General features: G+C 70.2%; 16 protein-coding genes and 2 pseudogenes. 9 read left to right on the forward strand and 9 right to left on the reverse strand.

Annotated elements, in window-relative coordinates:
- Window positions 1-213: 213 nt before the first annotated feature.
- Entirely contained in the window at window positions 214-855 is a 642-nt protein-coding gene (locus tag ACYSUO_RS38765) for a DNA-3-methyladenine glycosylase (protein WP_461780908.1), read from the reverse strand.
- A gap of 115 nt (window positions 856-970) precedes the next feature.
- On the opposite strand from ACYSUO_RS38765, the gene ACYSUO_RS38770 reads away from it, so the two are divergent.
- The 3 genes from ACYSUO_RS38770 (at window position 971) to ACYSUO_RS38780 (ending at window position 3,043) form a co-directional block, all read left to right on the forward strand.
- Window positions 971-1,753 carry a sporulation protein gene (locus tag ACYSUO_RS38770; RefSeq protein ID WP_461780909.1) on the forward strand — a complete coding sequence of 261 codons (783 nt, stop codon included), beginning with the start codon at window positions 971-973 and terminating at the stop codon, window positions 1,751-1,753.
- A 66-nt stretch (window positions 1,754-1,819) separates the two neighbouring features.
- Window positions 1,820-2,362 carry a YbhB/YbcL family Raf kinase inhibitor-like protein gene (locus ACYSUO_RS38775; RefSeq protein ID WP_461780910.1) on the forward strand — a complete coding sequence of 181 codons (543 nt, stop codon included), beginning with the start codon at window positions 1,820-1,822 and terminating at the stop codon, window positions 2,360-2,362.
- Window positions 2,363-2,536: 174 nt separating this feature from the next.
- A complete protein-coding gene (locus tag ACYSUO_RS38780; RefSeq protein WP_461780911.1) occupies window positions 2,537-3,043 on the forward strand; it encodes an HNH endonuclease in 507 nt (168 codons plus the stop codon).
- Window positions 3,044-3,115: 72 nt separating this feature from the next.
- On the opposite strand, the gene ACYSUO_RS38785 is transcribed toward ACYSUO_RS38780, so the two are convergent.
- The 3 genes and pseudogenes from ACYSUO_RS38785 to ACYSUO_RS38795 all read right to left on the reverse strand — a co-directional run.
- Window positions 3,116-4,072: an SPFH domain-containing protein gene (locus ACYSUO_RS38785; protein WP_461780912.1), complete on the reverse strand. Its 957-nt coding sequence runs from the start codon at window positions 4,070-4,072 to the stop codon at window positions 3,116-3,118.
- Between the two features lie 136 nt (window positions 4,073-4,208).
- Window positions 4,209-4,643, reverse strand: a complete 435-nt coding sequence (locus ACYSUO_RS38790) for an NfeD family protein (protein WP_404081278.1) — start codon at window positions 4,641-4,643, stop codon at window positions 4,209-4,211.
- A 335-nt stretch (window positions 4,644-4,978) separates the two neighbouring features.
- Window positions 4,979-5,527: pseudogene (locus ACYSUO_RS38795) on the reverse strand (ABC transporter ATP-binding protein); the annotation flags it as partial.
- Window positions 5,528-5,674: 147 nt separating this feature from the next.
- Here ACYSUO_RS38795 and ACYSUO_RS38800 point away from each other — a divergent pair.
- Window positions 5,675-6,457, forward strand: a complete 783-nt coding sequence (locus ACYSUO_RS38800; RefSeq protein WP_426904488.1) for a hypothetical protein — start codon at window positions 5,675-5,677, stop codon at window positions 6,455-6,457.
- A gap of 78 nt (window positions 6,458-6,535) precedes the next feature.
- Here ACYSUO_RS38800 and ACYSUO_RS38805 read toward each other — a convergent pair whose 3' ends face one another.
- The 4 genes from ACYSUO_RS38805 to ACYSUO_RS38820 form a co-directional block, all read right to left on the reverse strand.
- The gene (locus ACYSUO_RS38805; RefSeq protein ID WP_385766661.1) at window positions 6,536-6,775 is read right to left on the reverse strand and encodes a chaplin; all 240 of its coding nucleotides are present in this window, start codon (window positions 6,773-6,775) and stop codon (window positions 6,536-6,538) included.
- A 223-nt stretch (window positions 6,776-6,998) separates the two neighbouring features.
- A complete protein-coding gene (locus ACYSUO_RS38810) occupies window positions 6,999-7,244 on the reverse strand; it encodes a chaplin (RefSeq protein WP_461780913.1) in 246 nt (81 codons plus the stop codon).
- 193 nt (window positions 7,245-7,437) lie between these two features.
- Window positions 7,438-8,079 carry a response regulator gene (locus ACYSUO_RS38815; RefSeq protein WP_461780914.1) on the reverse strand — a complete coding sequence of 214 codons (642 nt, stop codon included), beginning with the start codon at window positions 8,077-8,079 and terminating at the stop codon, window positions 7,438-7,440.
- Window positions 8,072-9,217, reverse strand: a complete 1,146-nt coding sequence (locus ACYSUO_RS38820) for a GAF domain-containing sensor histidine kinase (protein WP_461780915.1) — start codon at window positions 9,215-9,217, stop codon at window positions 8,072-8,074. Before ACYSUO_RS38820 ends, ACYSUO_RS38815 begins: the two co-directional genes overlap by 8 nt.
- A 184-nt stretch (window positions 9,218-9,401) precedes the next feature.
- Here ACYSUO_RS38820 and ACYSUO_RS38825 point away from each other — a divergent pair, with 184 nt between their 5' ends.
- The 3 genes from ACYSUO_RS38825 to ACYSUO_RS38835 all read left to right on the forward strand — a co-directional run bounded on the left by ACYSUO_RS38825 (window position 9,402) and on the right by ACYSUO_RS38835 (window position 12,242).
- Window positions 9,402-10,097, forward strand: a complete 696-nt coding sequence (locus ACYSUO_RS38825) for an SDR family NAD(P)-dependent oxidoreductase (RefSeq protein WP_461780916.1) — start codon at window positions 9,402-9,404, stop codon at window positions 10,095-10,097.
- Window positions 10,097-11,179: an S-adenosylmethionine:tRNA ribosyltransferase-isomerase gene (locus tag ACYSUO_RS38830; RefSeq protein ID WP_461780917.1), complete on the forward strand. Its 1,083-nt coding sequence runs from the start codon at window positions 10,097-10,099 to the stop codon at window positions 11,177-11,179. Before ACYSUO_RS38825 ends, ACYSUO_RS38830 begins: the two co-directional genes overlap by 1 nt.
- Before the next feature lie 319 nt (window positions 11,180-11,498).
- Window positions 11,499-12,242, forward strand: coding sequence for a transglycosylase SLT domain-containing protein (locus ACYSUO_RS38835; RefSeq protein WP_461780918.1), 744 nt, complete (start codon window positions 11,499-11,501; stop codon window positions 12,240-12,242).
- A gap of 102 nt (window positions 12,243-12,344) precedes the next feature.
- On the opposite strand, the gene ACYSUO_RS38840 is transcribed toward ACYSUO_RS38835, so the two are convergent.
- Window positions 12,345-14,864: an ABC transporter ATP-binding protein/permease gene (locus ACYSUO_RS38840; RefSeq protein ID WP_461780919.1), complete on the reverse strand. Its 2,520-nt coding sequence runs from the start codon at window positions 14,862-14,864 to the stop codon at window positions 12,345-12,347.
- A gap of 272 nt (window positions 14,865-15,136) precedes the next feature.
- Between ACYSUO_RS38840 and ACYSUO_RS38845 the strand changes: the two are divergent.
- A pseudogene (locus ACYSUO_RS38845) lies at window positions 15,137-16,588 on the forward strand (streptophobe family protein); the annotation flags it as partial.
- Window positions 16,589-16,782: 194 nt separating this feature from the next.
- Window positions 16,783-18,024 carry a phosphoserine phosphatase SerB gene (gene serB / locus ACYSUO_RS38850; RefSeq protein WP_266721136.1) on the forward strand — a complete coding sequence of 414 codons (1,242 nt, stop codon included), beginning with the start codon at window positions 16,783-16,785 and terminating at the stop codon, window positions 18,022-18,024.
- Window positions 18,025-18,092 lie beyond the last annotated feature (68 nt).

Raw genomic sequence — 18,092 nt, forward strand, 5'->3', positions numbered from 1 at the left:
GGGCCTCTGCCTTTCGGCGTGTCCACCACATTAGCCGAATCTCCCGGCAACTCATAATCGAGTTTCGCGAGTTCGAATTTCGGCATGCGAGCACGCCGAAAAGACCCCGCAGAGGGAAGTCGTAATGAGTGGTTTGGCCGCTTCCGGGGGTTGGCTGAGCGCCAGATCCGGCTTCAGCGGCTCGGGCCACATTACGGATCCCGTAGGGGCGCGTCAAGTTGAGCGGCGGCGGGGAGTATGGGCCCGATAGGGGCTCACCGTCGGGTCGTTGGCGATCCAGAAGCGCCAGGGGTGGACGCCACCCTCGCCGGACACGCCGGTGCGTGGGCCGTTGCGTACCTGGTCAGCGGGGACGGGGGTGCCGTGCAGGACTCTCAGTGGGGAGCCCGCTCGGGCGCAGGCGTCGGTGCCGTCCAGGGATCGGTCCACGCCGAGGGCCGTGGCCATGCGGGCCGGGCCTTTGGCCAGTTCCTTGTCGTGCCGGGCCGATAGTCGACGCTTGCGGGCCAGTTCGGCGCCTTCGATGATCTCGCCGGCGCGGAGCAGCACGGCGCTCGCCCTGCCCTCCTCGCCGCAGACGAGGTTCATGCAGTGCCACATGCCGTAGGTGAAGTAGACGTACACGTGTCCGGGGCGCCCGAACATCACGCTGTTGCGGGCGGTTTGGCCTCTGAAGGCGTGGGACCCGGGATCGTTCGCGCCGTCGTAGGCCTCGACCTCGGTCAGGCGGAGCTCGATCGGTCCGTCCGGGGTGGAGCGGACCAGCGTGCGTCCGAGTAGGTCGGGGGCGACGTCCAGTACAGGTCGGTCGAAGAACTCACGTGCGAGGGGCGTACGGTCAGGGGCCGCGATCATGCCCTCCGAGGGTAGTGGAGCGGGGTGGGACACGCGCTCGCGGAACCGGGCGCGGGTGTCCCGCGTTTGTAGTCAGCAGTATCAGCAGTGGTTCGCACACGGAGGAGATCGAGGCATGGGGTTCAAGCGGCTGTTGGCGAGTCTGGGCGCGGGCGGGGCGTCCGTGGAGACGGTGCTCACCGAGGTCAATGTCGTGCCCGGTGGTGTCGTCCAGGGTGAGGTGCGGATCCAGGGCGGGTCCGTCGACCAGGAGATCGAGGGGCTTTCCGTCGGTCTGCAGGCGCGGGTCGAGGTCGAGGGGAACGACCAGGAGACGAAGCAGGACATCGAGTTCACCAAGGTGCGGCTCGGGGGCGCGTTCGAGCTGAAGGCGCAGGCCGTGCACGCCGTTCCGTTCGGGCTCGAGATTCCGTGGGAGACGCCCGTCACGATGATCGACGGGCAGCAGCTGCGCGGCATGAACATCGGGGTGACGACCGAGCTGGAGATCGCCCGGGCCGTCGACTCGGGTGACCTCGACCCGATCAATGTGCACCCCCTGCCGTCGCAGCAGGCGCTTCTCGACGCGTTCATCCGCATCGGCTTCCGGTTCAAGAGCGCGGACATGGAGCGCGGCCACATCCGGGGTACGCGGCAGAAGCTGCCGTTCTACCAGGAGATCGAGTTCCACCCGCCGCAGCAGTACCGGGGGCTCAACCAGGTGGAGCTGAGCTTCGTGGCCGACGACCGGGAGATGGACGTCGTACTGGAGATGGACAAGAAGCCGGGGCTGTTCAGCGAGGGCCGCGACACGTTCCGGTCGTTCGTCGTCGGGCACCAGGACTTCCAGGGCACGGACTGGTCCGCGTATCTGCACCAGTGGCTGTCCGAGGTCGGCAGCAAGAGGAACTGGTTCTAGGGTTTCAGGAGCAGGGTCGACAGGCCCTGTGGGACCAGTGTTTCCGTAGATCCAGGAGGTGTCGTTGTGACCGAGCAGCCCCAGAGGGCTTCGCTTCCTCATGACTTTCATCCGCAGGTGCCGTCGTTCACCGTCGTGAGCCAGGACTTCGAGCCGGGCGGGACGCTGGACGACGCGCAGGTGTACGCGGCCGGGAACACCTCGCCGCACCTGCGCTGGGAGGGCTTCCCGGCGGAGACCAAGAGCTTCGCCGTGTCGTGCTTCGACCCGGACGCGCCGACCGGCAGCGGGTTCTGGCACTGGAGCGTGTTCGACATCCCGGCCTCGGTGACCGAACTGCCGGTGGGTGCCGGCAGCGGCAAGTTCGAGGGGCTTCCCGAGGGCGCCGTGCAGGTGCGCAACGACTATGGGACGAAGGAGTTCGGGGGCGCGGCGCCGCCTCCCGGGGACCCCGCCCACCGTTATGTGTTCACCGTGTACGCGGTCGACCAGGAGAAGCTCGGCCCGGACTCCGATGCCACGCCGGCCTTCGTCGGGTTCAACCTGCGGTTCCACACGATCGCTCGGGCCCAGGTCGTCGCCGAGTACGGGGCGCCCGCCGAGGGCTGAGCCAAACCCCGCGTTCATGGAACGTTTGCCCGCCTCTGGTCATGGAATTGATCAGGGGCGGGCATTTTTTGCGTAGGGCAGATATTGCGTTGTCCATCTCGGCGTGCACGGCCAGAGTTGACGCACGGACGCCGAGGGGTGATCCGGTGCGTATGTGTACGGGAGGTGGGCAGGGTGCGGGACACACTGGTGCTGAACGCGAGCTTCGAGCCGCTCTCCACAGTGACGCTCAATCGAGCCGTCGTGTTGGTGCTGCAGGACAAGGCCGTTGTCGAGCAGGTCCATCCCGAGCTGCGCATGCGTGGTGCCGCGATCGATATTCCGGTGCCCCGGGTGATCAGGCTGTGCAGGTATGTCCGGGTGCCGTTCCGAAGACGCGCGCCGTGGTCCAGGCGGGGTGTACTCGTACGGGATCAGCACCGGTGCGCGTACTGCGGCAAGCGGGCGACGACCGTCGACCACGTGGTGCCGCGGTCGCACGGCGGTGCTGATTCGTGGCTGAACACGGTGGCGTCCTGCGCCGCCGACAATCACCGCAAGGCGAACCGGACGCCCGAGCAGGCGGGGATGCCGCTGCTGCGGCAGCCGTTCGAGCCGACTCCCGCCGATGCGATGCTGCTGTCGCTCGGTGCCGGTGGTCGGGTCGGGCTGCCGGAGTGGCTGTCGCAGACCGCCGCGTAGGGACATGACGCGAGGGCCCGCCGACCATACGGTCGGCGGGCCCTCGCGTTGTTCGACGTACTGGTCGATGTCCTAGTCGATCGGCGGCTGCTCGCGGCGCGGCTGGGGCGGCGTCGGCATGACCGGCGGTGTCTTGGCGTCGCTGCCCGGCATGGAGCCGCCGAAGTTGCCGAACGCGCCCGAGAGGCCCTTGAGGGCGTCGCCGATCTCGCTGGGGACGATCCAGAGCTTGTTGGCGTCGCCCTCGGCGATCTTCGGGAGCATCTGCAGGTACTGGTACGAGAGCAGCTTCTGGTCCGGGTCTCCGGCGTGGATGGACTCGAAGACCGTACGGATGGCCTGGGCCTCGCCCTCCGCGCGCAGGGCCGCGGCCTTCGCCTCACCCTCGGCCCTGAGGATCGCGGACTGCTTCTCACCTTCGGCGGTGAGGATCTGGGACTGGCGGATACCTTCGGCGGTGAGGATCGCGGCGCGCTTGTCACGGTCGGCGCGCATCTGCTTCTCCATCGAGTCCTGGATGGAGGTGGGCGGCTCGATCGCCTTGAGCTCGACGCGGTTGACGCGGATGCCCCACTTGCCGGTGGCCTCGTCGAGGACGCCGCGCAGCGCCGCGTTGATCTCCTCGCGGGAGGTCAGGGTCCGCTCCAGGTCCATGCCACCGATGATGTTTCGCAGGGTGGTGACCGTGAGCTGCTCGATGGCCTGGATGTAGCTGGCGACCTCGTACGTGGCCGCCCTCGCGTCCGTCACCTGGTAGTAGATGACGGTGTCGATGTTGACGACCAGGTTGTCCTGGGTGATCACCGGCTGCGGCGGGAACGGCACGACCTGCTCGCGGAGGTCGATGCGGTTGCGGATCGAGTCGATGAACGGGACGACGATGTTCAGGCCCGCGTTCAGCGTGCGTGTGTAGCGGCCGAAGCGCTCGACGATGGCGGCGCTCGCCTGCGGGATGACCTGGATGGTCTTGATCAGCGCGATGAAGACCAACACCACCAGAATGATCAGGACGATGATGATCGCTGACATCGAGTCTCCCGTGCCCCTCGTACCGTTCGTACCGTCGTGGTTCCGGCGCCCTCGCGCCGGAAGATCATGAGGTCTTACGCAGTCGAGTGTGTCAGAACTGCCCACGTGGCGGGGCTGGTTCGGATCACCTGTCGGATCACATGACGATCGCGGTGGCGCCTTCGATGTCGATCACGTCGACCTGCCGGCCCGGCTCGAACGTCGCGTCGGCGTCGAGGGCGCGGGCGGACCAGATCTCGCCGCCCAGCTTGATCCGGCCGCCCTCCTGTCCGTCGACGCGCTCGACGACGACGGCCTGTTTGCCCTTCAAGGCGTCCACGCCGGTGGCCAGTTGGGGCGGTTCCGCGCGCTGGCGCCTGGCGATGGGGCGTACGACCACGATGAGGGCGCACGACACAGCGGCGAAGACCACCACTTGGAGGACGGCACCGCCGCCGAGGCCTGCCGTGACGGCGCCCGCCACGGCGCCGACGGCCAGCATGCCCAGTTCGGGCATGGCGGTGAGGACGAGTGGGATTCCCAGTGCGGCCGCCCCGATCAGCCACCACACCCATGCGTCGATGTCTGCCACAGGGCCATGGTAGATCCGCAACTCCCGCGCGGACAGGGGCAGTCCGGCCTGCGCGGGAGCGCGAAGGGTCAGCTGAGGGGCAGGCCGGTGGCGGTCCAGCGCCCGTTGCTCTCCTCGACGACCAGCGGGAGGCCGAAGCACTTGGAGAGGTTGCGGGAGGTGAGCTCGAGCTCGATCGGGCCCGCGGCGAGGACCTGACCCTGGCGGATCATCAGGACGTGCGTGAAGCCGGGGGCGATCTCCTCGACGTGGTGCGTCACCATGATCATCGAGGGGGCGATCGGGTCGCGGGCGAGGCGGCCGAGGCGGCGCACCAGGTCCTCGCGGCCGCCGAGGTCGAGGCCCGCCGCGGGCTCGTCGAGGAGCAGCAGCTCGGGGTCGGTCATCAGGGCGCGGGCGATCAGCGTGCGCTTGCGCTCTCCTTCGGAGAGCGTCCCGAACTTGCGGTCCAGGTACTCGCTCATGCCGAGCCGGTCGAGGAACGCGCGGGCGCGCCGCTCGTCCATCTCCTCGTACTCCTCCTGCCAGCCGGCCGTCATGCCGTACGCGGCGGTGAGCACGGTCTGCAGGACGGTCTGCCGCTTGGGCAGCTTGTCGGCGAGCGCGATGCCGGCGACGCCGATGCGCGGGCGCAGTTCGAAGACGTCCGTGCCGGGCTTGCCGAGGGTCTCGCCGAGGATCGTGGTGGTGCCGCTGCTCGGGTAGAGGTAGCTCGAGGCGAGGTTCAGGAGGGTGGTCTTGCCCGCGCCGTTCGGTCCGAGGATGACCCAGCGCTCCCCCTCCTTCACCGACCAGGAGACCTGGTCCACCAGAGCCCGGCCCTCGCGGACCACGGATACGTCCTCCAGCTCCAGTACATCGCTCATGAGCGCGTTGTCTCCCATTGCAGTCTCGTCTGTTCGCCGCGTCCGTCATGCCTTCGCATAGTTCCTGCTCGGCACGGCCCCCAGGGAAAACCTACGCCACCGCCCCCGCGGTCCATTCCATCGGTCGGGCTTTTGGCAGCTTTGCGGGCTTCTAAGGTGGGTCGCATGCTCACTGAACCACGCTCCGGACGCCTGGCGGCCTGGGGAAATGCCCTTCTTGGTGGATTTGTCGCGCCCGATGACGCGGCGCTCGCGATTGTCGGCGAGGACACATCGCACCGTGTGGCGGGGCTTCCGGGCGAGGACGGGCCCGTCGGTCTGACGCTGGCACTCGGCCGGCTGCGGGCGCTCGGCGTCGGCGGCCTGCGCGTGGCGCTGCCCGCGCCGGGCCATCCGCTGGGGCTCAGCGGGCCGCCGGAGTTCAACGCGCGGGCTCTGGAGGCCGAGGAGGCGGTGGTCTGTCACGGCGCCGCGCTCGGGCTCGTGCCCGAGGTGGACGAGGTCGGTCCCGAGGGCGATGTGCACGTCTCGGTGATGTGGCACTGCCTGCCGGTGCGGGAGGCGCCGCCGGCGGATGTGCCCTCGCTCGGCGAGGCGGAGCGGGAGCTGGCGGAGGCGCTGCGGGACGCGACCGAGGTGTTGACGCGGCTCGACGTGGCCGGGTCGGGGCCGGTGTCCGAGGCCGCCGTGGACGCGTACCGGGCGCGGGCCGAGCGGGGGCGCGAGGCGCTGGCTCCGGGGTATCCGGGACGGGCGGTGCGGGTGCTCGAACTGGCGCAGCGGGTGGGGCTGCTGGTCTCCGTGGCGTACGAGAGCGGGCACGGGGGCGCCGTGAGCGCGTCGGAGATGGGGGCGCGGGCGCTCGCGCTGCGCCCGGTGGAGCGGACGGCCCGGCGCGCGCAGGTGGCCGCGTACAACGCGTTCGTGGAGGAGCGGGAGCGGGGCTGAGCACGGGGCCGGGAACGGGGGAAGGCCCCCACGGACCGGGTCCGTGGGGGCCTTCCTGTGCCTCGGGGGCAGCGAACCTCAGTTGTTCGCCGCGGTGTTGCCGAACGCCGGGTTCAGCAGGCCGATGACGTTGACGGAGTTGCCGTCGACGTTGACCGGGACGTGAACCGGAACGCCCACGTTGTTGCCCGAGCCGACGCCCGGGGAGTTCGCGGCCACGCCGTCGGCGTTCGAGTCGGCGAAGGCGGCACCGGCGGAGGCACCCGCGGCGATGCCGGCGACAGCGACGGCCACGGCGGCCTTCTTGGCGATGTTCATGAGAAGCGTTCCTCCAGATATTGCGGTCCGACCCCAGCCGCGGGGTCGCACGCTGAGAAACGCGCGGGGCGCGTGAGGGACACGGGGTGAACGTTCGATCCGCCCGATTGGATCAATAGGCCGACGAATCGACCAGCCGCGCTATCGAACAGGAGTGCCGCCCCAAAAAGCGGACCGGCCCCGCGGGGAAACACCCCGGGGGCCGGCGAACCCTGAGCACACGTCAGCCGTTGTAGCCGTCGTTCGCGAACGCCGGGTTGAGGGCGCCGATCACCGAGACGGTGTTGCCCACGGCGTTCACCGGGATGTGGACCGGGGCCTGGATCAGGTTGCCCGAGCCGACGCCCGGGGACTTCACGGCGTGGCCGTGGGCGTGCGCACCGTCGGTGGCGGAGGCGAGGCCCGCACCGGCGGCGACAAGGCCGCCGGCCACGAGGGTGACGGCCGCGGCCTTCTTCAGGTTCTTCACTTCTGGATCCTCCTCAGCGGTCGCCGCGACATGACCGCCGCAGCACGCATTGGAGAACGCGCCACCCCTCAAAGGGATACGCCGTCCGAGGGACATCTACACGACGGTATGAATTCCAGAACGGAGTGCGACGCTCCGTGTTGCCGTCGCGTCCGTGCGCCCGCGCGTGCCTCTCGGCCCGCGACCTCGTGTCTCAGCCCGCGATGCCGTGTCGCACGGCCCACAGGGCGGCCTGCGTACGGTCCGACAGATCGAGCTTCATCAGGATGTTCGAGACATGGGTCTTCACCGTCTTCTCGGAGAGGACGAGGGCGCGGGCGATCTCCCGGTTCGAGCGGCCGTCGGCGATCAGGCCGAGCACCTCGCGCTCGCGCTCCGTGAGGGAACCGCCCCTCCCCTGACCGCCGTTGGTCTCCTCCTGGGCCAACAGGGCGCCCGCGACCTCGGGTTGCAGCAGGATGTGGCCCGCGTGGACGGAACGGATGGCGCCGGCCAGGGCGTCGGGGTCCACGTCCTTGTAGACGTAACCGGCGGCCCCCGCGCGCAGGGCGGGGACGACGGTGCGCTGCTCGGTGAAGCTGGTGACGATCAACACCTTGGCGGGGTTGTCGAGTTCGCGGAGCCGGCGCAGCGCGTCGACTCCGTCCATCACCGGCATCTTGACGTCCATCAGGACGACGTCGGGCTTCAACTCCTCGGCGCGGGCGACCCCTTCGGCGCCGTCCGCCGCCTCGCCGACGACCTCGATGTCGCCCTGCACCTCCAGGAAGGTGCGCAGGCCCCGGCGGACGACCTGGTGATCGTCGACCAGCAGTACCTTGATCGGGTCAGCCACCGGGGACCTCCATCTCGATCGTGGTGCCCTTGCCGGGCTCCGATTCCACTGTGAGTCTGCCGCCGACCCCGCCGGACCGGTCGCGCATGGAGACAAGGCCCAGGTGGCGGCCCGCGCTGCGGATCGCCTTCGGGTCGAAGCCCGCCCCGTCGTCGGTGACGCGCAGCACGGCGCCCTGGCCGCACTTGTCGAGTGCGACCCGGACCTTCTCGGCTCCGGAGTGGCGCAGTGCGTTGTGCAGCGCCTCTTGGGCGACGCGCAGCATCGCCTCCTCCTGGGCGGCGGGCAGCGCCTTTATGCCGCTGGTGGTGAAGGTGAGGTGCGCCGCGTGGGCGCGGTCGAGCACCTGGATCTGGGTGCGCAGGGTGGCGACCAGGCCGTCCTCGTCGAGGGCCGCGGGGCGCAACTCGACCACGGCGGCGCGCAGTTCGTCGGCGGCCTCCGCGGCGAGCTCCGCGACGTGGCCCAACTCTCCCTTGGCGCGGTCCGGGTCACGGTCCATCAGGGTCGCCGCGGCCTGTGCGGTGAGGCGCAGCGAGAAGAGCTTCTGGCTCACCGCGTCGTGCAGCTCGTGGGCGATCCGGGAGCGCTCCTCGGCGATGGTGAGCTCACGGCTGCGCTCGTAGAGCCGGGCGTTCGTGAGCGCGATGGCCGCGTGCTGGGCGAGGATCCCGAGCAGTTCCTCGTCGTCCTGCGTGAAGCCGCAACCGCCTTGCGGCTTGGGGCAGTTCTTGTTCGCGAGGAAGAGGGCGCCGATCGTCTCCTCGCCGTCCTTGATGGGCAGGCCGAGGAAGTCGGACATGTCCGGGTGGGCGGAGGGCCAGCCCTCGAACCGGGGGTCCTTGCGGACGTCGGCGAGGCGCTCGGTCTTCGCTTCGCGCAGCATCGCGGCGAGGATGCCGTGCTGGCGCGGCAGCGGGCCGATGGCCTTCCACTGCTCCTCGCTGACGCCGTCGACGACGAACTGGGCGAAGCCCCCGTGGTCGTCCGGCACTCCGAGCGCCGCGTACTCGGCGTCGAGCAGCTCGCGGGCCGAGGCGACGATCGTCTTGAGGACGTCGCGCACCTCGAGATGCCTGCTCATGGCGAGGAGCGCGGCGCTCACCGCGGCCAAGCCTGTACGTGGACCCTGACTCATGGGCTCACCGTACCGGCGGGGTGTGACAGCCGGATCGGACCGAGGGAGCGCTCCGCCTAGGTCGGTCGGCGTAGGGCGAAGGGCCCTGCGTTGTTGCTGCTCGCGTACGAGGTGCCGAGGGCCGCCGCGTTCCTACGTTGAGGACACGACGCACAACGGATGACGTACGCAAGGGGACGGTGTCATGACGGTAGCGATCATCACGGGGGCTTCGCGGGGGTTCGGCAGGGCGTTGGCGACGGCTCTGGCCGAGCGGGGCTGGGACCTGGTCCTGGACGCGCGCAACGCCGGGCCGCTGGAGGACGTGGCGGAGCGGCTGCGCAAGCACGGTGGGGCGGTGACGGCCGTGCCGGGCGATGTCGCGGACGGCGGGCACCGGGTGGAGCTGATCGCCGCGGCATGGGAGCTGGGCGGGCTCGATCTGCTGGTGAACAACGCGAGCGTGCTGGGCGCGGAGCCGCTGGTGCCGCTCGACCGTCACTCGCTGGACGACTTCAGGTCGGCGCTCGAGGTCAACGTGGTGGCGCCGCTCGGTCTGCTCCAGGAGGCGCTGCCGCTGCTGCGTGAGGCGCCAGCCGGGACGGTGATCAGCATGAGTTCGGACGCGGCCACGGAGGCGTACCCCACCTGGGGCGGCTACGGGTCGACGAAGGCGGCCCTCGACCAGCTCGTGGCCGTGCTCGGGATGGAGGAGCCCGGGCTGCGCGTGTGGGCGGTCGATCCGGGCGGGATGCGGACGGACATGCTGGCGGCGGCCGAGCCGGACGAGGATCTGAGCGAGGTGCCGCGCCCCGAGGACGTGGTCCCCGCCTTCCTGGGTCTCCTGGACCGGCGCCCCGCGAGCGGGCGCTACTCGGCCCCGTCCCTTCTGGAGTCGTGATGGCGCTCGCGCTGCGGGTGCCCGAGGAGCTGTCGGCGCGGGTCCCGGCCGAGCAGCGGGGGCCCGGCCGGGACAGATCGTCCGTACGCCTTCTGGTGTCGCGCGGCACCGAAACCGCCCATCACCGCTTCCCCGAGCTGCCGTCCGTGCTGCGGGCCGGGGATCTGCTCGTCGTCAATACGTCTCCTACGTTGGCGGCCGCCGTCGACGGAGCGGTGGGGCACGCGCGCGTAGTCGTGCATTTCTCGACGCGCGGCGACGACGGGCGCTGGGCGGTCGAGCTGCGGGACCCGGACGACCGGGGCACGACGGGGCCGCGCGCCGGAGGGCCCGCGGGGTCCGTGGTCGCGCTCCCCGGCGGCGTACGCCTCACCTATGAGGAGCCGCTGGCGGCCGGGAGCGAGCGGCTGTGGTGGGTGCGGGCGACCGGGGACGTGCCCGCGCTGCTCGGCCGGCGCGGGAGGCCCATCCGCTACTCCTACACGGAGCGGGATCAGCCGCTGGCCGCCTACCAGACGGTGTTCGCGCTGCCGTACGCCGCCGGGGCGGGCAGCGCGGAGATGCCGAGTGCCGCGCGGCCATTCACTGAGTCGATCGTGTCGCGGCTCGTGAGCCGGGGTGTGCAGTTCGCGCCGATCACGCTGCATACGGGGGTGGCGTCCGCCGAGTCGCACGAGCCTCCTTATGCGGAACGTTTCGAGGTGCCCGAGGCGTCGGCCCGCCTGATCAACGCCGCGCGGGCCGCGCGACAGAACGTCATCGCCGTGGGGACCACTGCCGTGCGGGCCGTCGAGTCCGCCGTCGACGGTGACGGGGTCGTACGGGCGGCCCGTGGCTGGACGGAGCTCGTCGTGACGCCCGGGCGCGGGGTGCGGGTGGTGGACGGGCTGCTGACGGGGCTGCACGAGCCGGAGGCCTCCCACCTTCTGATGCTGGAGGCGGTGGCGGGGCGGGCCGCCGTGGACCGTGCGTATGAGGAGGCGCTGAGGGGGCGCTACCTGTGGCACGAGTTCGGCGACGTGCACCTCATCCTCCCGGAGGAGAGGCCTCACGCTGTGCGTTGCAGTGGCAACCACGAGTGAGTTCGGGAGGGGGCGCGTGTGACGCCGCGCATAGGGCCCACGTCACGTACGAAGGTCCGTAGTGGATGAGTACGGGACTTTGGTCCGTTGCTGGACTGGGGCAGGAAGTCGGACATTGGCTTCTTGCCCCTTTTTGCGCCTCCCCGGCCCACTACCCGGGTTCGTAGGTCACACCTTTGCCTCGGCATTTTGCGGCCGCTAAGAATGTCCATCGTTGTTCGGCGCCCCGCGGTCCTACCCGTGGAGTTCGTGTCCCAAACACGACCGTCCGGTCCCCCGGTCGGCGAGCGACTTCCGTTCTTAGAGAGGTCCCCATCTCATGTCCAAGCACGCCAACGCGGGCCATAGTCAGCTGACCCGCACCCACAAGTTCTCGCTCGCCGGTGTCGCCGCTCTCGGCGCCGCCGCCCTCGCGGTGACGCTGGTGCCGGGTCAGGACACCCAGGCCCAGGCGAAGGACGAGACGGTCGCCGCCGCCCCGGTCGCGTTCACCACCGACGCCGGTGCGAAGCAGATCAAGGACGTCCACGCCAGCGTCACCGACCAGCAGGCCGCCGCCAGCGAGAAGGCCAAGCAGGCCGAGGCGAAGCTGAAGGCCCAGAAGGAGGCCGCGGCGAAGAAGAAGGCCGAGGCCGAGCGGAAGGCCCAGGCCGAGGCCAAGGCGAAGGCCGAGGCGCAGGCGAAGAAGGAGCGCGAGGCCCAGCAGGCCGCCGCGCGTGCCGCCGCCCGCAAGCCGGTCTACGCCAACAACCTGGACGGCTGGATCAAGGAATCCCTCGCCATCATGAAGGACAAGGGCATTCCGGGTTCGTACGAGGGCCTGCACCGCAACATCATGCGTGAGTCGGGCGGCGACCCGAACGCGGTCAACGGCACGGACATCAACGCCGTGAACGGCACGCCGTCCAAGGGCCTGCTGCAGGTCATCCAGCCGACCTTCGACGCCTACCACGTCGACGGCACCGCGAACAGCCTGACCGACCCGGTCGCCAACATCGTGGCCGCGGCCAACTACGCGGCCGACAAGTACGGCTCCATCGACAACGTGGACAGCGCGTACTGATTCCTGTAGTCGGGACCTCCAGGTCCGGCACACGCTGAACCCCCACGGCACGAAGGGCGGCACCCACAGGGTGCCGCCCTTCGTGTGTCCCTACGGACTCTCCTACTTGCGCATGACCTCGGGCTCGTGGCGGCGCAGCAGGCGCGCGACGGCGAAGCCGCAGACGACGGCGAGCACGAGCAGGACCGTGAGGTTGATGCCCCACTGGGTGACCGAGTGCTCCCACAGCGGGTCGAAGTCGTTCGGGTTCTTCGGGTCCCACGGCGGCATCAGCTTGCTGAGGTCCAGGGTGGCGCCCGCGGCGCCCACCGCCCAGCGGGACGGCATCAGCCAGGCGAACTGCTCGAGGCCCACGGTGCCGTAGATCTGGAAGAGCACACCGGTGAACACGACCTGGACGATCGCGAACATGACCAGCAGCGGCATCGTCTTCTCGGACGTCTTCACCAGCGCGGAGATCACCAGGCCGAACATCATCGACGCGAAGCCGAGGGCGATGATCGAGATGCACAGCTCGGCGGCCGGCGGCAGCAGGAGGCCTTCCTTCGGCAGTTCGCGCGGGATGAAGCCGATGGCGCAGATGATGACGCCCTGGAACGCCGTGATCACGCCGAGGACGATGACCTTGGACATCAGGTACGCGGAGCGGGACAGGCCAGTGGCCCGTTCCCGCTCGTAGATGACCCGCTCCTTGATCAGCTCGCGGACCGAGTTGGCCGCCGCGGAGAAGCACATGCCGACCGCGATGATCAGCATGATCGTGCCGGCGTCCCCGTTGTACTTGGCCGGTGGCTTGGGCGGGCCCAGGCCAAAGTCGGCCGGGATGACCACAGAGACGAGGCCGAGGACCGCAGGCAGGATCACCATCAGGCCGAGGAAGCCCCGGTCGGAGGCGATCACCGACACATAGCGGCGGATCAGCGTGAACAGCTGGGAGCCCCAGGGCTGCGTCTTGGGCGGCTTGATCGCGGAGGGCGGCGCCACCGGGTCCGACTGCGCGGCGACGGCGTCGATGTCGGCCGCGTACATCTGGTAGTGCTGAGAGCCCTTCCAGCGGCCCGCCCAGTCGTAGTCGCGGTAGTTCTCGAACGCCGAGAACACATCGGCCCACGTCTTGTAGCCGAAGAAGTTGAGGGCCTCCTCCGGCGGGCCGAAGTAGGCGACGGCGCCGCCGGGACCCATCACGAGGAGCTTGTCGCAGAGCGCCAGTTCGGCCACCGAGTGGGTGACGACGAGGACCGTGCGCCCGTCGTCGGAGAGTCCGCGCAGCAGCTGCATGACGTCGCGGTCCATGCCCGGGTCGAGGCCGGAGGTCGGCTCGTCCAGGAAGATCAGCGACGGCTTGGTGAGCAGCTCCAGGGCCACCGACACGCGCTTGCGCTGGCCACCGGAGAGGGAGGTGACCTTCTTCTCCTTGTGGATGTCCAGCTTGAGCTCGCGCAGCACCTCGTCGATGCGCTGCTGGCGCTCCTGCTCGCTGGTGTCCGCGGGGAAGCGCAGCTTGGCGGCGTACTTGAGCGCCTTCTTGACGGTCAGCTCCTTGTGCAGGATGTCGTCCTGCGGGACCAGACCGATGCGCTGGCGCAGCTCGGCGAACTGCTTGTAGAGGTTCCGGTTGTCGTAGAGGACATCGCCCTTGTCGGCGGGGCGGTAGCCCGTGAGCGCCTTCAGGAGCGTCGACTTGCCGGAGCCCGACGGGCCGATGACCGCGATCAGCGACTTCTCCGGGACGCCGAAGGAGACGTCCTTGAGGATCTGCTTGCCGCCGTCGACGGTGACCGTCAGATGGCGCGCGGAGAAGGAGACGTCACCGGTGTCGACGAACTCCTCGAGCCGGTCGCCAACCAGGCGGAACGTGGAGTGTCCTACGCCCACGATGTCGCTCGGGCCGAGGAGGGTCGTGCCGCCCTTGGGGATCGGCTGGCCGTTGACGTACGTGCCGTTGTGCGAGCCGAGGTCGTGGATCTCGAAGTGGCCGTCGGGCGACGCGTGGAACTCGGCGTGCAGCCGCGAGACCTGAAGGTCGGAGACGACCAGCTCGTTCTCCAGGGAGCGGCCGATGCGCATGACGCGGCCGAGTGCCAGCTGGTGGAACGTGGTGGGGCTGCGGTCGCCGTACACGGGCGGGGCCCCCGCGACCCCGCCGGCGCCCTGCTGCTGCGGCACCCACTGCGCCTGCGGCGGCTGTTGCTGCCGTGGCGCCTCGCGCTGCTGGGGCGCCTGTTGGGACCAGCTCGGTTGCTGCTGGTACTGCTGCGGTGGCGGCTGCTGCGCGAGGCCCGCGGCCTGCTGCTGCGCCTGGTGCGGCGAGGCCACGGCGGCGGTGCGGGCGCTGCCCTGCGCGGTCAGGCAGGGGCCGTCGGTGGAGTTGCCCAGGTGCACGGACGAGCCGGGGCCGATCTCCATCTGGTGGATCCGGTGCCCCTGCACGAAGGTGCCGTTGGTCGAGCCGTGGTCCTCGATGACCCAACTGCGGCCGCCCCAGCTGATCGTGGCGTGACGCCAGGACACCCGGGCGTCGTCGAGCACGATGTCACCCTGCGGATCACGTCCGAGGGTGTACGGCCTGGACGCGTCGAGCGTCCAGGTCCTGCCATTCAATTCCAGTACGAGATCAGGCACTCCATGCCCCACTGAGTTGTCCCCCGAGTTTTTCCCCCGACATGGGGAGTCTAGGGATGTCGAACATCGTGAGGAACTATTTCAGGAAGCCCTCCGTGACCGAAAGGCGGGCCTTGCGCGAAGCCCGTTCGTACCTCCCGCACAGCCCTTGGCACGCGCCCCGTTGACGGTACGGATGCGGCCCCGGAGAGTGGTAGGCGCCCACAACTCGCAACGGATCATGCGCAATTGGGATCTCAGGGGGCGAGGCGGGGCGGATCGGGGGGTCCTTCATGTCCTTGGCGGAGAGCGGCCACGACGCGAAGCGGCGCGCGCGCCTGCCCGTCGGCGATGTCCTGCTGTCCGCCGTGGCCGCGGTGAGCTGGGCGTTCATCGCCATGGCCGGAGTCGCGGCGCTCGGCCTGCACTTGCTGGAGGCGGACACGGCCGCTTCGCTCGGGCCGATGACGGCCGCCGTGGTGGCACTCGCGGCGGGTGGCCGTGTGACGCCTTCCGGGGACGTCTCGGCCTTCGGGATCGAGGGCGCGCAGGCGGAGACGGCGATCGACATCGCGCCGCTCGGCGTGGGTCTGGTGGGCGCGCTCGCAATCAGCTGGTTCTTTCTACGCTCCCTGCGCGCGGCCGGAGTTGAGGTGGCGCCGGGCGAACTCCTCGCGCGTGCGGGCGCCGTGGTGGCGCTCTTCGTGGCGATGATGGGCGGCCTCGCCTGGGCCGGTCACGACGTCATCACGATCGACGGCTCGCAGCTGGGGCTCGACAAGATTCCGGGCGGCGGGGACGCGCTCCCGGGGGACATCGCGGACAAGCTGCCGGGCGGGATCGGTGACGCGCTGCCCGACCGGATCGGTGACCTGGTCGACGCGAAGGCCTCCGTCGGGTTCACCGTGGAGACGGTCCCTTCGCTGCTCGGCGGCGCGGCGTTCGTGGTGGGTGTCCTGGTGATCGCCCTGCTCGCGTCGCGGCGCGCTCCGCTGCCGCGCGCGCTCGCTCCGCTGAACCGGACGGTCCGACCGGCCGCGTCGGCGCTCGTGGCGGTGCTGCTGATGGCGGTCGTCGCGGGCCTGGCAGCGGCGGCGTACGCGGCGATCGGCGACGACCATCCGAAGCGGATCGCGGGCGCCGCGCTGCTCGGGGCGCCCAACGGGGTGTGGCTCGGCATCCCCCTCGGCCTCTTCGTGCCCTGGGACGGCGAGGCGACGGGTGAGCTGGCGAAGCTGCTGCCGGATCCGGTGGACGAACTGCTCAGGGTGGCGTCCGACGAGCCGGTGACGCTGGGGCGGCTCGCGGAACTCGACGGCAGGGTGTGGCTGTTGGGGGTCGCGGCGGCCGTGATGATGCTGCTCGCCGGGGTGCTGACGGCCGTGCGCTCGCCCGTGACACGGGGTGTCCTGGGGTTCGCGGGGCGGTGCGCGTTGCGACTGGGGGGCGTGACGGCGCTCGCGCTGCCGCTCCTGGTGTGGCTCACCGACGTATCGGCGACCGCCTCGCTCTCGGTCCTCGGCTTCGACGCGTTCGGGGCGGGCATCGAGCTGCACGGGCAGATCGGGATGGCGGTGCTGCTCGGGGCGGCGTGGGGGGCGGGGGCGGGGGCGCTTGGCGCGGTGCTGGCGTATGCGACCGGGCGGGTTCGGCCCGCGCCGTCCCCTGGCGGCGGGGCGGCGGGGCCGTATCAGCCCAGTAGCCCGTATCGGCCCGCCAACCCCGATACGAACCCGTATCTACGGCCGTATGACCCGTGACGGTGGCCCGTGGAGCGGTCACGGGGCTCTGCCCCGGACCCCGCGAGTCTCGTCCACAAGGCGGGGCTTGAAAAACCGGACCCCGCCGCCCATCCGCCGCAGGGGCTTGAAGGGCAGGGGCTTACATGGTGGGCGTGATTGCGGGGTCCGTACACAGGCCCGATAACGTAGGCGCCATCATGAGCGCTTCGCAGCCCCAGCCCACCGCTGATGCCCCTCCCGTGGACGTTCCGGCGGACGTCCCCACTCTCCTGGTCAAGATCTTCGGCAAGGACCGGCCCGGCATCACCGCCGGGCTCTTCGACACCCTCGCCGCCTACTCCGTGGATGTCGTCGACATCGAGCAGGTCGTCACCCGCGGCCGCATCGTCCTGTGTGCCCTGGTGACCCAGCCGCCGGCCGGGCTCGAGGGGGATCTCCGGTCGACCGTCCACAGCTGGGCCGAGTCGATGAAGATGCAGGCGGAGATCATCTCCGGCATCGGCGACAACCGTCCGCGCGGCACGGGCCGCTCCCACGTCACCGTCCTCGGTCACCCGCTCACCGCCGAGTCGGCCGCGTCGATAGCGGCCGCCATCACCGGCACCGGCGGCAACATCGACCGTATCTTCCGGCTCGCGAAGTACCCCGTGACGGCGGTCGAGTTCGCGGTGTCCGGCACCCCGACGGAACAGCTGCGCACGGCCCTCGCCACCGAGGCGGCGAAGCTGGGCGTGGACGTGGCGGTCGTCTCGGCCGGACTGCACCGGCGCGCGCAGCGGCTCGTCGTGATGGACGTCGACTCGACGCTCATCCAGGACGAGGTGATCGAGCTGTTCGCGGCGCACGCGGGCTGCGAGGACAAGGTCGCCGAGGTGACGGCGGCGGCGATGCGCGGCGAGCTCGACTTCGAGCAGTCGCTGCACGCGCGCGTGGCGCTGCTCGCGGGCCTCGACGCCTCGGTCGTGGAGAAGGTGCGCAGCGAGGTCCGGCTGACGTCGGGCGCGCGCACCCTGATCCGTACGCTCAAGCGCCTCGGTTACCAAGTGGGCGTCGTGTCCGGCGGATTCACGCAGGTCACGGACGATCTGAAGGAGCGCCTCGGGCTCGACTTCGCGCAGGCGAACACCCTGGAGATCGTCGACGGGAAGCTGACCGGCAGGGTCACGGGCGAGATCGTGGACCGCGCGGGCAAGGCGCGCCTGCTGCGGCGGTTCGCCACCGAGGCGGGGGTGCCGCTGGAGCAGACCGTGGCGATCGGTGACGGCGCGAACGACCTGGACATGCTGAACGCGGCCGGGCTCGGCGTCGCCTTCAACGCCAAGCCGGTCGTGCGCGAGGCCGCGCACACGGCGGTGAACGTACCGTTCCTCGACACGGTGCTGTACCTGCTGGGCGTCACGCGTGAAGAGGTCGAGGCCGCGGACGCGCAGGGCGCGTAGGACGTCGTGCGTGGGGCCCGGTACCGATCGTCGGTACCGGGCCCCACGTCGTACGTATGACGGACGGG

The sequence above is a fragment of the Streptomyces sp. UC4497 genome, assembly GCF_054871485.1.